The organism is Pseudomonas alkylphenolica (assembly GCF_000746525.1).
Lineage (GTDB): Bacteria > Pseudomonadota > Gammaproteobacteria > Pseudomonadales > Pseudomonadaceae > Aquipseudomonas > Aquipseudomonas alkylphenolica.
In genome coordinates, this window is sequence record NZ_CP009048.1 from 4,872,417 (window position 1) to 4,885,242 (window position 12,826).

Here is a 12,826-nt window from a genome sequence, read left to right on the forward strand (position 1 = left end):
CAATGTTGTGCTAACCAATTTCACCGACATTCGCCCACATGACCCGTTTGTCACCACTGTGCAGCCAAGCGTGACACCTCGTCTGCTACGGGTAACAGTTTTCAGTCACTCGAATTACAGCCTGGATCTTGAACTCTTCGGGAAAACGCCGACTGCTCATGGAACCGCCTAGTTGGCCTCATTCTGAGGCATGGTGATGTCTGCGAAACTCGGAACGGTTCACTCTTCCTAAGAGATTTGTAATTGTCCGGTGCGTGAGCAGCGACTAGACTCCCCAACATGAAACGCTACATACGGTGTTGCCTCATTTTCCTGGTTAGCCTGGCGCTTCCCCTCAGTGGGATGGCAGGTATCGAGGCACCGACTGAACCCTGCCCGATGAAGACCATGGGCATGACGATGATGGACGACATGGGCATGGATTGCTGCAACGATATGAAAAGCCCTGCCGAACACGGCAAGCCCTGCAAGCCGGGCCAGGAATGCAAGACTGGTGGCATGCTGCAAGTCTCGATCATCAAGCCTCCTGTTACCTTGTCCAGCCCTGTCGTGACGTCCGTCTTCGGCGATTTCCTACCTACGCAGCCCCCTTCAGGGGTATGGCGACCGCCCTGCGCCTGATTCCTGTACCACACTGAGTCCCATCGGCCATTGATGCGATGGCATACCTGCGTGCATGTCTGAAGAGACACGCAGTGATTCATCACAGGAATCGTGAACATGAACTCCAAGTGCTACTGCACAGGTTGGCCCCTCGTGGCCGGTCTGCTGGCAAGCGTACTGGCATTGCCGAGCGTCGCCGCCCCGCTGACCCTCGATGAAGCTCTGCGGCTTGCCGAAAATAACGCCCCCTCACTGACGGCCCAGGCGGCCAAGCTGCAAGCTGCCACTAACGCCGCAATCCCCGCCGGGGAACTACCCGATCCCAAATTGCTGATGGGGGTGCAGAACTACCCGATTGGCGGCCCCGATCGTTGGAGCCTTGATCAGGACTTCATGACCATGCAAATGGTTGGAGTCATGCAGGAAATGCCCAACCGCGATAAGCGCCGGGCGCGTACCGCGGTCGCCGAGGCGGCCGTTGATCGAGCCGCGGCTGAAGCTCGAGTCGAGCGATTGAATGTCCGGCAGGCCACGGCATCGGCCTGGATCAGCAGCTATTCAGTCGAGCGTAAAGAGGTGCTGTTCCAAGATTTTTACAAAGAAAATCGCCTGTTGAGCGATACCGTCCTGGCGCAGATCGCCGGTGGCCGAGCCCAGCCTGCCGATGCGGTCACACCCAGGCAGGAAGCGGCGCAATTGGCAGAGCAACAGGACGATCTGATTCGCCAGCGAGCACAAGCTCGAGCGGCTCTCAAGCGCTGGATTGGCGCCGCCGCCAATGACCAGCCTGTGGGCCGTCTGCCGGAATGGCCTGTCGATAGCTCAAGCTATTCCCACAAGTTGCAACATCATCCTGAACTGGCAGCGTTTGCACCGATGACCCGCGAGGCTGAAGCCAAAGTGCGCGAAGCCGAAGCGGAAAAGCAGTCCGACTGGAGCTGGGAAGTCGATTATCAGCGCCGCGGGCGGGAGTTCGGCGATATGGTCAGCGTGCAACTCTCATGGGATCTGCCGTTGCTCCCCGGCTCCCGACAAAATCCCAGGATCGCCGCCAAACACGCCGAGCTGAATCAATTGGAAGCCGAGCGCGAAGCGCTTACACGCGAGCATACCCAGCAACTGGAAGCTGATTTGGCTGACTACGAGCGTCTCAACCGTGCCGTGAGCCGCAGCCGGGAAACCCTGGTCCCCCTGGCCAAGGAAAAGGTTGGACTGAGCATGGCCAGCTACCGCGCAGGGAAAGGCGACCTGGCGTCTGTTATAGCGGCCCGACGTGAACTCATCGAGGCTCGCCTTAAACAAATTGACGTCGAAGAACAGCGAGCGCTGACGAATGCTCGCTTGTATTTCAACTACGGGGACACCAGCGAATGAGCACTCGAATCTGGAAAGGGGCTTTGCTGGCAGGCTTCTCGGTGGCCATAGGCGTTGGTGGCGGCTACTGGTTCGCTCAGCAACGCATGAACACAATGCCTGATGCGCTCACCCAGCAGGCTCCCAAAATGCAAGACGAACGCAAGGTGCTGTATTGGTACGATCCGATGGTCCCGCAGCAGAAGTTCGATAAACCTGGCAAATCGCCCTTTATGGACATGCAGCTGGTACCGCAATACGCGGATGGCACAACCACCGGTGCCGCCATCAGCATCGACCCGGGCCTGACTCAGAATCTGGGCATGCGCCTGGCGACCGTCACCCGTGGCGCCCTCGCTTCTAGCCTGGACGTTGTCGGCGTGCTGGCATTCAACGAGCGGGAAGTTGCGGTGATTCAGGCACGTACCGCTGGCTTTGTGGAAAGGATCTATGCCCGCGCTCCAGGCGACGTACTCAAGGCCAATGCACCATTGGCGGATATCCTAGTACCGGAGTGGGCTGCTGCTCAGGAAGAATTCCTCGCACTTAAACGTAATGGCGATGCCGATTTGCTGGCTGCGGCCCGCCAACGACTGCGCCTCACGGGAATGCCGGCGTCACTGATTACTCAGGTAGAGCGCAGCGGCAAGGTTCAGCCGAACCTGACCCTTACCAGCCCCATTGGCGGTGTACTGCAAGAGTTGAATGTCCGTACGGGCATGACCGTGGCGGCCGGCGAGACGCTGGCCCGGGTCAATGGTTTGAGCAGCGTCTGGCTGGCGGTGGCCGTTCCAGAGTCGGAAACTGGATCAATCATCGTCGGACAGACGGTAGAAGCCCGCCTGCCAGCCTTCCCGGGGACAGTGCTCAACGGCACGGTCAGTGCGATTCTGCCGGAAACCAATCCGGACAGCCGCACTGTTCGTGTGCGAGTCGAGCTCCCCAACGCTGACGGGCGACTCAGACCGGGAATGACAGCGCAGGTGCGTCTGAACCATACGACCGAGCAAAGTACGTTGTGGGTGCCGAGCGAGGCAGTCATCCGTACTGGCCGGCGCACGCTGGTGATGCTCGCCGAAGACGCGGGTCGCTACCGTCCGGTAGAAGTGCAACTCGGACTGGAAAACGACGGCAAGACGGTAATATTGAAAGGCTTGCAGGAAGGTCAACAGGTAGTCAGCTCTGGACAGTTCTTGCTCGACTCCGAAGCCAGCCTCAAGGGCATTGTCGCAACCACGCTGGAAGTGCCAGCACCTCCCACTGCCGCCTTCGCCCTTCATGAGTCAGAGGGGCAAGTCCTGCAGATCAATAGCCAAGAGGTCACGCTTGCCCACGGTCCGTTCAAGACATTGGGTATGCCCGGCATGACCATGACCTTTCCGTTAGCAAACCCTGCGCTCATGCAGGGGCTCAAGTCGGGCGACAAGGTTCGTGTATCCGTCAGTCAAACCGATGATGGTTTGCGCGTTGAGCGCCTGGAAAAACTAGGGGGCCAGCCATGATTGCGGCTCTTATCCGCTGGTCAGTGGCTAACCGCTTCCTGGTGCTATTGGCCACGCTGTTTGTCACGGCCTGGGGCGTTTGGTCGGTGCAGAGCACGCCCATCGATGCGCTACCGGATCTGTCCGATGTGCAGGTGATCATTCGCACCCCGTATCCGGGTCAGGCTCCGCAGATCGTCGAGAATCAGGTGACCTACCCGTTGGCCACCACCATGCTCTCGGTGCCAGGGGCGAAAACCGTGCGGGGTTATTCCTTTTTCGGCGACAGCTTTGTGTACGTGCTGTTCGAAGACGGTACCGATATGTATTGGGCTCGCTCCCGGGTGCTGGAGTACCTGAGCCAGATACAAAGTCGCCTGCCCGCCAGTGCCAAGCCGGCATTGGGGCCTGATGCCACCGGAGTGGGCTGGATCTATCAGTACGCCCTGGTGGATCGCACCGGTGGACACGACCTGGCGCAACTCCGTGCACTTCAGGACTGGTTTCTCAAATTTGAACTGAAGACCCTGCCCAATGTGGCGGAAGTGGCCACCGTGGGCGGTATGGTCAAGCAGTACCAGGTGCAGCTCGATCCGCTCAAACTGGCCAACCTCGGCATCACCCAGGCGCAGGTCACCGAGGCGATTGGTAAGGCCAACCAAGAAACCGGTGGTGCCGTGTTGGAGATGGCGGAAACCGAGTTTATGGTTCGCGCGTCAGGCTACCTGAAGACATTGAATGACTTTCGAGCAATTCCACTCAAGCTAGGTGCCGGTGGCGTACCAGTAACTCTCGGCGAAGTCGCAACGATCCAGTTGGGTCCAGAGATGCGTCGCGGTATCACTGAACTCGACGGCGAAGGCGAGACCGTCGGCGGCGTGGTGATTCTGCGCAGCGGCAAGAACGCTCGCGAGACCATCGCAGCAGTCAAAGCCAAGCTCGACGAATTGAAGAAAAGCCTACCGACCGGGGTGGAAATCGTCACTACCTACGATCGCAGTAAGCTGATCGACCGCGCCGTGAAAAACCTCAGCCACAAGTTGCTCGAAGAGTTCATCGTCGTCGCCTTGGTCTGCGGGATATTTCTGTGGCATCTGCGCTCATCCCTGGTGGCCATTATCTCGCTGCCGATCGGGGTATTGATGGCCTTCATTGTCATGCGCTACCAGGGAATTAACGCCAACATCATGTCCCTGGGCGGGATCGCCATCGCCATCGGTGCCATGGTCGACGCCGCTGTGGTGATGATCGAGAATGCTCACAAGAAGATCGAGGCATGGCACGCGGCCCATCCCGGGCAAGAGCTCAAGGGTGAACATCATTGGCTTGTAATGACTGAAGCTGCGACCGAGGTAGGGCCAGCGCTGTTTTTCTGCCTGTTGATCATCACTTTGTCGTTCATCCCAGTGTTCACTCTGGAAGCACAGGAGGGACGGCTCTTCGGGCCCCTGGCGTTCACCAAAACCTACGCCATGGCGGCGGCAGCCGGATTATCGGTGACACTAGTGCCGGTGCTGATGGGCTACTGGATTCGCGGACGAATTCCCAATGAGGAACAGAACCCGCTGAATCGCTGGTTGATCAGGCTCTATCAACCCGCCTTGGACGCGGTGCTGCGTCGGCCCAAAGCCACTATGCTGGTCGCCCTGCTGGTGTTTCTCAGCACACTATGGCCGATGTCCCGGTTGGGGGGTGAGTTCCTTCCTCCACTGGACGAGGGCGATCTGCTCTACATGCCTTCGGCGCTGCCAGGGTTGTCGGCGCAGAAAGCGGCGCAATTGCTGCAGCAGACTGACCGTCTGATCAAGACGGTGCCCGAAGTCGAACACGTCTTCGGTAAAGCAGGCCGCGCCGAAACCGCTACCGACCCGGCGCCACTGGAGATGTTCGAAACCACCATTCAGTTCAAGCCGCGTGAGCAATGGCGACCCGGCCTGACCCAGGAAAAGTTGGTGGAGGAACTGGATCGGGTGGTCCGTGTGCCGGGATTAACCAATATCTGGATCCCGCCGATTCGCAATCGCATCGATATGCTCGCCACTGGGATCAAGAGCCCGATCGGGGTGAAAATTTCCGGTAGCAACCTGACAGAGATTGATGCAGCCACTCAGGCGGTTGAGCGCGTGGCCAAGGACGTACCTGGGGTCAGTTCTGCGCTGGCTGAGCGCCTAACCGGTGGCCGTTACATCGACGTGGATATCGACCGCAAAGCCGCTGCCCGCTATGGGCTGAACATCGCCGATGTGCAGTCAATCGTCGCCGGCGCAATCGGCGGTGAAAACATCGGGGAGACCATTGAGGGACTGGCACGCTTCCCAATCAATGTGCGATATCCGCGCGAGTGGCGTGATTCGCTCGGCGCCCTGGAGCAACTGCCGATCTACACCCCACTAGGAAACCAAATCACCCTTGGAACGGTGGCTAGGATCAAGGTCAGCGACGGTCCGCCGATGCTCAAGAGCGAGAATGCAAGGCCTTCCGGATGGGTGTATATCGACGTGCGTGGGCGGGATATTGCCTCGGTGGTCGCCGACTTGCGCCGTGTCGTCAGTGAGCAGGTCAAGCTGCAGCCAGGGATGAGCTTGAGCTACTCGGGGCAGTTCGAGTTTCTCGAAAGGGCCAATGCCCGACTCAAGCTGGTAGTGCCGGCCACTCTGCTTATCATTTTCGTCCTGCTCTATCTGACCTTTGCTCGCCTCGACGAGGCCTTGTTGATCATGGCCACGCTGCCATTTGCTCTGACCGGCGGAGCATGGTTCCTCTATCTGCTGGGCTTCAATTTGTCGGTGGCCACCGGCGTTGGCTTTATCGCCCTGGCCGGTGTGTCTGCCGAATTTGGAGTGATCATGCTGCTGTACCTGAAGAAGGCCTGGGCCGAACGTGAAGACCTCGGTGACAACACAGAACGTGGGCTGGTCGAGGCGATTCGCGAAGGTGCGGTGCTGCGTGTTCGACCCAAGGCCATGACCGTCGCCGTCATTATCGCCGGCCTATTGCCGATACTCTGGGGCAGCGGGACCGGTAGTGAAGTGATGAGTCGCATCGCTGCACCGATGGTCGGTGGCATGGTCACGGCTCCCTTGCTTTCTCTCTTTGTCATTCCGGCGGCCTATCGCTTGATGCGCCGTCGGCACCTCCCCGTTGTATCCACCAACCCTCAAGGTAAAGCCGTATGAAACTGACCCTGATTGCCGTTGCAAGCACCGTTGTCGCACTGTCTCTTTCCGCACAGGCGGAGGACATGCCGGGAATGAAGAAGGAGGCTATGCCCATGGAGGGCATGCAGATGAAGCAAGAGACCAAACAGGCTCCAGTGGCCAAAGCGGAGGGAACGATCAAGGCTATCGATACTACGAAGCACACAGTGACGATTGCGCATGGCGCCGTGCCGGCCCTGCAGTGGCCCGCCATGACCATGGCATTCAATGCAACAACCGAGCAACTGACAGGCCTGAAAGCTGGGGATCAAGTAGCGTTTGAGTTTCGTGCCGAGGGTATGGCAGCCACCATAGTGTCGATCAAGCCCCTGAAATAACAATGGCATGGATGGCTGATTCGACCTTCACAAGCAGTTATCGAACCTGCCATCCACCATTCTTGGGCGTACAGGTCAGCGAAAGGTCGGCAGCCCCACGGGATAGTGAAGAGTTGATTGCTCCACCATCCTCTTGGTTGACTCCTTGGGTTTGAAGGATGGTTTCATGCGCCTGAAGTAGGCGCCTTTTTTCAACAAGTACCCTGTGTCACCTGTTTGTGGTGACGTAGCCAAGTCGACGCGACTGGCGAGGGAGTCGTTGTGCGTAGCAATGGCCAGCCACTGCCTGACGCGGATGAGATCATCGTGGCGACGGGTTTACGTCCCAATCTGCAGCCCCTAAGCGAGCTGCGGCTGGCAATCGACCAAACCACTCAAAGCCCTGCTCAGTTGGCTCAATTGATCGATCCAAACGAATACAGCTGCGGCACCGTTCGCCCGCATGGTCTCGACGAGTTAGGGACTCGGTGAACAGTCTCGGTCCATCGCCCTGCCAGAGATTAGATCTGGCGGGGCGCTTTAGGTGTGTCTAAACCACAGCAACCGCGCTGCTCCTGGATCGGTGGGCACTTCACCGAGCCAAACGAACAGAACACACAACAGTCACCAGGATTCGGGCGTAGCAGGGTCTTGCAGCTGTCACACTCGTAGAAGAACTGGCAGGCGTCCGTGGGCATGACTTCCTGCTTGGCGAAGCCGCAATGCGGGCAGGTCAACACGGATTCGAGGATGATGGCGCTCATGACTGCCCCACTAATGTACGGTGTCTGCCTGTAAAATACTGGAGCCGGAGCGATGGCGCGAGTAGAGGATGCTCGAAGCGCCATCATGTGGATCAGTATGCGACGTCTTCAACTTGAGAGCCCCATGAACAGAGATACCCTTGAGCAAAACCAGATACCCATCTACTTCGTCGCGGTGATAGTCGCCGCACTGGGTGGGTTTCTGGCTCCATCCTCTGCACAGGGGTTGTCGGCCTTGATTACCCCTAGCATCGCGATACTGATGTACGCGATGTTCCTGCAGATTCCCTTCCTGAATCTGCGAGAAGGACTGCGCAACAAGCCCTTTATGGCAGCGCTCATGGTCACCAACTTCATCCTGATCCCACTGCTGGTCTGGGGGCTGACCCGCTTTTTGGAAGGCCAACCAGCCATTCTGATTGGTGCGCTGCTTGTCCTGCTGACGCCCTGCATCGACTATGTGGTGGTGTTCACCCACATTGGCCGGGGCGACTCACGCTTGATTCTTTCAGCCACCCCCATTCTGCTGTTACTCCAGCTCGCGCTGCTGCCGCTCTACCTCAGTCTTATGCTTAGCGGTAACTCCGGGGTTGAGATGCAGGTCGGCCCATTCCTCGAAGCCTTCTTGGCGCTGATCGTGGGTCCCCTGATCCTGGCTCTGTTTACCGAGGTCCTGGTCAAACGCTCCACAGTAGTAAAAGTCTGGGCCAATGCCTGGGCCTGGTTGCCGGTACCGGCGATGGCGGCAGTCCTGATCGCTGTAGTCGGCTCCCAGATCGCCCCTGTGGTGAACCAGATCGAAAGGCTTGCACCGGTGCTACCTGTCTATATCGCCTTCGCTCTCCTGGCCCCGATGATCGGCGCCTTGGTCGCGAAGATGTTCAAACTGCCTGTCGGAGCAGCCAGGGCGGTGACATTCAGTACCTCGACGCGCAATTCGCTGGTGGTCCTGCCGCTCGCCCTGGCCTTGCCCGAAGAACTACGCGGACTCGCTGCCGCCGCAGTCATCACCCAGACCCTAGTTGAGCTGGTCTTCGAGCTGATCTATGTTCGAGCGATTCCATCGTTCCTTTGCCGGGATCGATCGGCGACCACAGCGTCTCTCAGTCGCTGACTGCGCCACGAAACCGATGTCAGCAACCTCCAGCCTCGCTCCGTTGTCCTGCCAAAGATCAGGCCTGGTGGGGTGAAGTTGACAGGTGAGGCGGGCGACCCTTGCCCAGATGATGAAGCAGTCGAGGCATTAGGTAACTGGCGTCAGCACCCACGCCCCTGAGTGTTGCCGAGGCGAAGTTACGTTGCTTCGGCAAGCCTACGAAGTACAAGCCAGCCACCTTGCTGGCTACACCGTTGTGTTGCAGCACACGTCCACTCCGGTCTGCGACCGGGAGGCCTGACAGGAAATCAAGGTTTGGCTGGAAGCCCGTCGCAAAGATCAGCGCATCGACTTGGGTCGTGCTTCTGTCCGGCCAGACAACAGCATCGGATAGCACTTGCTGGAACATTGCCCTGCCCCGGAATCGACCGGCGTTGAGGGCCTTCCGGTACTTGCCGGTGTCGAGCACGGGCGTGCTCTGGTCACTCAACCATCGCGTTTGCTCCAGCCTGGTGAATTTCAGCCAGGCATGAAAGTCGAGCCCAAGGATTCGCTGCGGAAAGAAACGGATTTTCTCACGGGTAGCCAGCAATACTTGTGCAACGCCTGCTAGCTCATAGGCAATCTGAACAGCCGAGTTCGCAGCCCCAACCACTACAACGCGCTGGCCAGTAAAGGGCTCTGGCGTTCGATAAGCCGAGCTGTGTAGGCAAGTCCCTGAAAAGCCCTCCAGCCCAGGAATACTGGGTGTAAACGGACGGCTAAACCCTCCCGATGCTACGACCACAGAACGTGCGGTGAAGATTGCTCCGGTGTTGCAGTGAACCTCAAACACCTTTCCCTTTTGCGCTACGCCCACCACTCGAGTACTTCCCTGAAAAGGAAGTCGAAACTCGGCAGCATAGGCTTCCAGGTACTGCACCACCTCGTCTCGTAGCGGATAGCTCTTGGGGTCACCAGGAAACGGCAGTCCTGGCAGCGCTGAGTATTCCGCCGGCGAGAACAACTGCAAGCTGTCGTAATAGTTACGCCAGTTTCCGCCTGGGAGTGTCTGCTCATCGATGATGAGAAAATCCAAGCCGTGTTGCTGCAAGTGCCAACCAAGCGCCAAACCTGCTTGGCCTCCCCCAATGACAATTACATCCAAAGTACGACTCGATTCATTCATATGTGCACACTCATGCATATATCAAGAGAAAAAAAGCCAAACTACGGGCAGCACAGCGAAACAAGACCCTTGGTTCGCTGGAGGAGTATCTCCAAACGTTCAACGATCGCCCCGCCATTCACTTCATAGAAAACCTGTCTGCCCACTTTGGTGGCTTTCACTATGTGAGCGTCGTGCAGCACCTGTAAGTGCCTTGAGATCACGGAGCGCTCCTGCGGCAAGGCTTTGGCGATTTCGCCGACATCCGCCCTCCCTAGCTGAAGCACGCGCTTGAACACCGCGACCCTAGAGGGTTCGCAGAGAGCTTTGAAGAAGGCTTCATCCAGCGACTCGATGGCAGCATCGATAGCTTGGGCGCGGAGATTATCGGTAGTCATCATGAGCGCAATATATGTGCATGAAGACGCACATGTAAAGCCACCCATCATCGCAAGCTTGCGATACATTCGGAAAAGCGTATATTCGGAAAACCATATACATGCAGAGTACCTAGTGATGACTGGCAAGATCCGCGTCCTGTTTGTTTGCACCACCAACGCTGCTCGCTCCCAGCTCGCCGAAGCATTGCTCCGACACACAGACCCTGTGCGCTTCGAGGCTTTCAGCGCAGGTACTCAGCCTGGCGAAGTCGACCCGCGAACCTATGCCGCCCTTGAGCACCTCGCCATCGACTCCAGCGCACTGCGTAGCAAATCCATCGACGAGTTCGCCGGTGAACACTTCGACTACGTCATTACCCTCTGTGACAAGGCCGCTCAGGAATGCCAAGCGCTTCCGGCTTTTGGCGAGCAGCTGGTATGGAGCTTCGAAGACCCTGTCACCAGCGACAAACACGACGCCTTTCGCCACACGCTCCACGAGATTCATGAGCGCATCAAGATGTTCGTCCTCGTGAAAACCAAACACTGAGAACCGCTATGACTGACTCGCTGACCCCTACCAAGGTTTTCAAATGCCTCGCCGACGAGACCCGCATTCGGATGATGTTGCTGATTGCTCGCGAGGAAGAGCTCTGCGTCTGTGAACTGACCTGTGCGCTGGAAGAAAGCCAGCCCAAGGTTTCCCGCCACCTGGCGCAATTGCGCACGTGTGACCTGCTGGAAGACCGCCGCCAGGGTCAATGGGTTTACTACCGGCTACATCCCGAGCTGCCCGCCTGGGTACGCGAGGTCCTGGCAACGACGCTGGAGGCCAATCGCGAATGGCTGAGCACCAGCTCCAAACGACTGGACACCATGGGTGACCGCCCGCAGCGCGTGGCCTCCTGCTGCTGATCACTGCCGAGAAAAGCCGATGAAAGTTCTGTTCCTCTGCACCGCCAATAGCTGCCGCAGCATCCTGTCCGAAGCCGTGTTCAACCACCTGGCCCCGACCGGTATGAAGGCCTTCAGCGCCGGCAGCCAGCCCAAGGGCGAGGTGCATCCGTTGTCCATCGCCGCGTTGCAGCGCGCCGGTATTTCCACCGATGGTCTCAGCAGCAAGTCCAGTGATTCACACGCCGAGTTAGCCCCGGACTTTGTCATCACCGTCTGCGACAAGGCCGCTGGCGAAGCATGCCCCGTGTTCTTCGGGCCGGCAGTAAAAGCTCATTGGGGGCTTTCCGATCCGTCGGACCTACAAGGTAGCGCCGCCGAACTGGATGAGGCTTTCGACGCCACGTTTGAACACATCAAGCGCCGCATTACGGCATTTCTCGCATTGCCTTTCGAACAACTGGATGCCGCCCAGCTCAAGGCCGAGCTGGCGCGCATCGGAACGCTCTGACGTTAAGGGAGATTCATCATGAGCAAGAGCCGCCTTTCATTCCTCGATCGCTACCTAACGGTCTGGATCTTTTTGGCCATGGGCCTTGGCATTGGCCTCGGCAGTCTCTTCCAGGGACTGCCTGCATGGCTGAACAGCCTGTCGGTTGGCTCAACAAACATCCCCATTGCCATTGGCCTGATCGTCATGATGTACCCACCATTGGCGAAGGTGAAATACGAGGAGCTGCCACAGGTCTTCAAAGACAAGCGCATCCTCGCCTTGTCGCTGATTCAGAACTGGGTGATTGGCCCGGTGCTGATGTTCGGGCTGGCTGTCGTATTCCTCTCCGACAAGCCCGAGTACATGACCGGCCTGATCCTCATCGGCTTGGCACGCTGCATCGCCATGGTGCTGGTGTGGAACCAGATCGCGGGCGGCAATAACCAGTACGTTGCGGGCTTGGTCGCCTTCAACAGCATTTTCCAAATCCTGTTCTTCAGCGTGTATGCCTGGATCTTCCTGGGCCTTCTGCCGCCGCTGTTCGGCCTGGAAGGTAGCATCATCGAAACCAGCTTCATCGAAATTGCCCAATCAGTACTGATCTATCTGGGTATCCCATTCCTGGCTGGCTTCCTGACCCGCAAGATCCTGATCAGCCGTAAGGGCTTCGCATGGTACGAGGAGCGCTTCATTCCGAAGATCAGCCCGCTGACGCTCGTAGCGTTGCTGCTGACCATCGTCGCTATGTTCAGCCTGAAAGGCGACATGGTGCTGCAACTGCCTCTGGATGTGCTGCGCATCGCCATCCCACTGACCATCTACTTCGTGGTGATGTTCTTCATCAGCTTCTGGATGGGCAAGCTGCTGGAGGCCGACTACCCACGCACCACCGCGCTGGCATTTACCGCTGCCAGTAACAACTTCGAACTGGCCATTGCCGTGGCCATTGCCACTTTCGGCCTTGCCTCGCCGGTAGCGTTTGCCACCGTCATCGGGCCATTGGTGGAAGTACCGGTACTGATCTCCCTGGTCGGCGTTGCCTTGTGGCTCAAGCGTCGCTGGTTCGATCAGCCATCTGGTGCCTTGTCCCAGGAGTGAAAT

At 58.2% G+C, this 12,826-nt stretch carries 13 protein-coding genes; 10 read left to right on the forward strand and 3 right to left on the reverse strand.

Features of this window, described 5'->3' with window-relative positions:
• Positions 1–279: 279 nt before the first annotated feature.
• From PSAKL28_RS27200 to PSAKL28_RS22375, 5 genes are all read left to right on the forward strand, one after another.
• Positions 280–621: a hypothetical protein gene (locus PSAKL28_RS27200; protein ID WP_075226589.1), complete on the forward strand. Its 342-nt coding sequence runs from the start codon at positions 280–282 to the stop codon at positions 619–621.
• A 99-nt stretch (positions 622–720) separates the two neighbouring features.
• Complete coding sequence (locus PSAKL28_RS22360; protein WP_038614610.1) at positions 721–1,977, forward strand: TolC family protein; 1,257 nt, start codon at positions 721–723, stop codon at positions 1,975–1,977.
• Positions 1,974–3,458: an efflux RND transporter periplasmic adaptor subunit gene (locus tag PSAKL28_RS22365; protein WP_038614611.1), complete on the forward strand. Its 1,485-nt coding sequence runs from the start codon at positions 1,974–1,976 to the stop codon at positions 3,456–3,458. The genes PSAKL28_RS22360 and PSAKL28_RS22365 overlap by 4 nt, the downstream gene beginning before the upstream one ends.
• On the forward strand, positions 3,455–6,613 hold the full coding sequence (locus PSAKL28_RS22370) for an efflux RND transporter permease subunit (protein WP_038614612.1): 3,159 nt from the start codon (positions 3,455–3,457) through the stop codon (positions 6,611–6,613). The genes PSAKL28_RS22365 and PSAKL28_RS22370 overlap by 4 nt, the downstream gene beginning before the upstream one ends.
• The gene (locus PSAKL28_RS22375) at positions 6,610–6,972 is read left to right on the forward strand and encodes a copper-binding protein (RefSeq protein ID WP_038614613.1); all 363 of its coding nucleotides are present in this window, start codon (positions 6,610–6,612) and stop codon (positions 6,970–6,972) included. Before PSAKL28_RS22370 ends, PSAKL28_RS22375 begins: the two co-directional genes overlap by 4 nt.
• Positions 6,973–7,472: 500 nt before the next feature.
• Here PSAKL28_RS22375 and PSAKL28_RS27205 read toward each other — a convergent pair whose 3' ends face one another.
• On the reverse strand, positions 7,473–7,715 hold the full coding sequence (locus tag PSAKL28_RS27205; protein ID WP_075226590.1) for a GDCCVxC domain-containing (seleno)protein: 243 nt from the start codon (positions 7,713–7,715) through the stop codon (positions 7,473–7,475).
• A gap of 124 nt (positions 7,716–7,839) precedes the next feature.
• Here PSAKL28_RS27205 and PSAKL28_RS22380 point away from each other — a divergent pair, with 124 nt between their 5' ends.
• Positions 7,840–8,829: an arsenic resistance protein gene (locus PSAKL28_RS22380; RefSeq protein ID WP_038616960.1), complete on the forward strand. Its 990-nt coding sequence runs from the start codon at positions 7,840–7,842 to the stop codon at positions 8,827–8,829.
• Positions 8,830–8,887: 58 nt separating this feature from the next.
• Here the strand turns inward: PSAKL28_RS22380 and PSAKL28_RS22385 are convergent, their stop codons facing one another.
• Together PSAKL28_RS22385 and PSAKL28_RS22390 are read right to left on the reverse strand one after the other, a co-directional pair.
• Entirely contained in the window at positions 8,888–9,979 is a 1,092-nt protein-coding gene (locus PSAKL28_RS22385; RefSeq protein ID WP_038614615.1) for a flavin-containing monooxygenase, read from the reverse strand.
• 41 nt (positions 9,980–10,020) lie between these two features.
• Complete coding sequence (locus PSAKL28_RS22390; RefSeq protein WP_084589153.1) at positions 10,021–10,359, reverse strand: ArsR/SmtB family transcription factor; 339 nt, start codon at positions 10,357–10,359, stop codon at positions 10,021–10,023.
• A 115-nt stretch (positions 10,360–10,474) separates the two neighbouring features.
• Here PSAKL28_RS22390 and PSAKL28_RS22395 point away from each other — a divergent pair, with 115 nt between their 5' ends.
• Genes PSAKL28_RS22395 through arsB form a run of 4 tightly spaced genes read left to right on the forward strand, consistent with a single transcriptional unit; the run spans position 10,475 to position 12,823 of the window.
• Positions 10,475–10,888: an arsenate reductase ArsC gene (locus PSAKL28_RS22395; protein ID WP_038614616.1), complete on the forward strand. Its 414-nt coding sequence runs from the start codon at positions 10,475–10,477 to the stop codon at positions 10,886–10,888.
• A gap of 8 nt (positions 10,889–10,896) precedes the next feature.
• Positions 10,897–11,253, forward strand: coding sequence for a metalloregulator ArsR/SmtB family transcription factor (locus PSAKL28_RS22400; protein ID WP_028944961.1), 357 nt, complete (start codon positions 10,897–10,899; stop codon positions 11,251–11,253).
• 19 nt (positions 11,254–11,272) lie between these two features.
• The gene (locus PSAKL28_RS22405; RefSeq protein ID WP_038610760.1) at positions 11,273–11,743 is read left to right on the forward strand and encodes an arsenate reductase ArsC; all 471 of its coding nucleotides are present in this window, start codon (positions 11,273–11,275) and stop codon (positions 11,741–11,743) included.
• Positions 11,744–11,761: 18 nt separating this feature from the next.
• Positions 11,762–12,823, forward strand: coding sequence for an ACR3 family arsenite efflux transporter (gene arsB, locus PSAKL28_RS22410; RefSeq protein ID WP_038610763.1), 1,062 nt, complete (start codon positions 11,762–11,764; stop codon positions 12,821–12,823).
• Positions 12,824–12,826: the final 3 nt, after the last annotated feature.

Bases quoted from the DNA above. Each gene is read 5' to 3' on its own strand.
- PSAKL28_RS27200 (WP_075226589.1), top strand. From the start codon at position 280: ATGAAACGCTACATACGGTGTTGCCTCATTTTCCTGGTTAGCCTGGCG.
- PSAKL28_RS22360 (WP_038614610.1), top strand. From the start codon at position 721: ATGAACTCCAAGTGCTACTGCACAGGTTGGCCCCTCGTGGCCGGTCTG.
- PSAKL28_RS22365 (WP_038614611.1), top strand. From the start codon at position 1,974: ATGAGCACTCGAATCTGGAAAGGGGCTTTGCTGGCAGGCTTCTCGGTG.
- PSAKL28_RS22370 (WP_038614612.1), top strand. From the start codon at position 3,455: ATGATTGCGGCTCTTATCCGCTGGTCAGTGGCTAACCGCTTCCTGGTG.
- PSAKL28_RS22375 (WP_038614613.1), top strand. From the start codon at position 6,610: ATGAAACTGACCCTGATTGCCGTTGCAAGCACCGTTGTCGCACTGTCT.
- PSAKL28_RS27205 (WP_075226590.1), bottom strand. From the start codon at position 7,715: ATGAGCGCCATCATCCTCGAATCCGTGTTGACCTGCCCGCATTGCGGC.
- PSAKL28_RS22380 (WP_038616960.1), top strand. From the start codon at position 7,840: ATGAACAGAGATACCCTTGAGCAAAACCAGATACCCATCTACTTCGTC.
- PSAKL28_RS22385 (WP_038614615.1), bottom strand. From the start codon at position 9,979: ATGAATGAATCGAGTCGTACTTTGGATGTAATTGTCATTGGGGGAGGC.
- PSAKL28_RS22390 (WP_084589153.1), bottom strand. From the start codon at position 10,359: ATGATGACTACCGATAATCTCCGCGCCCAAGCTATCGATGCTGCCATC.
- PSAKL28_RS22395 (WP_038614616.1), top strand. From the start codon at position 10,475: ATGACTGGCAAGATCCGCGTCCTGTTTGTTTGCACCACCAACGCTGCT.
- PSAKL28_RS22400 (WP_028944961.1), top strand. From the start codon at position 10,897: ATGACTGACTCGCTGACCCCTACCAAGGTTTTCAAATGCCTCGCCGAC.
- PSAKL28_RS22405 (WP_038610760.1), top strand. From the start codon at position 11,273: ATGAAAGTTCTGTTCCTCTGCACCGCCAATAGCTGCCGCAGCATCCTG.
- arsB (WP_038610763.1), top strand. From the start codon at position 11,762: ATGAGCAAGAGCCGCCTTTCATTCCTCGATCGCTACCTAACGGTCTGG.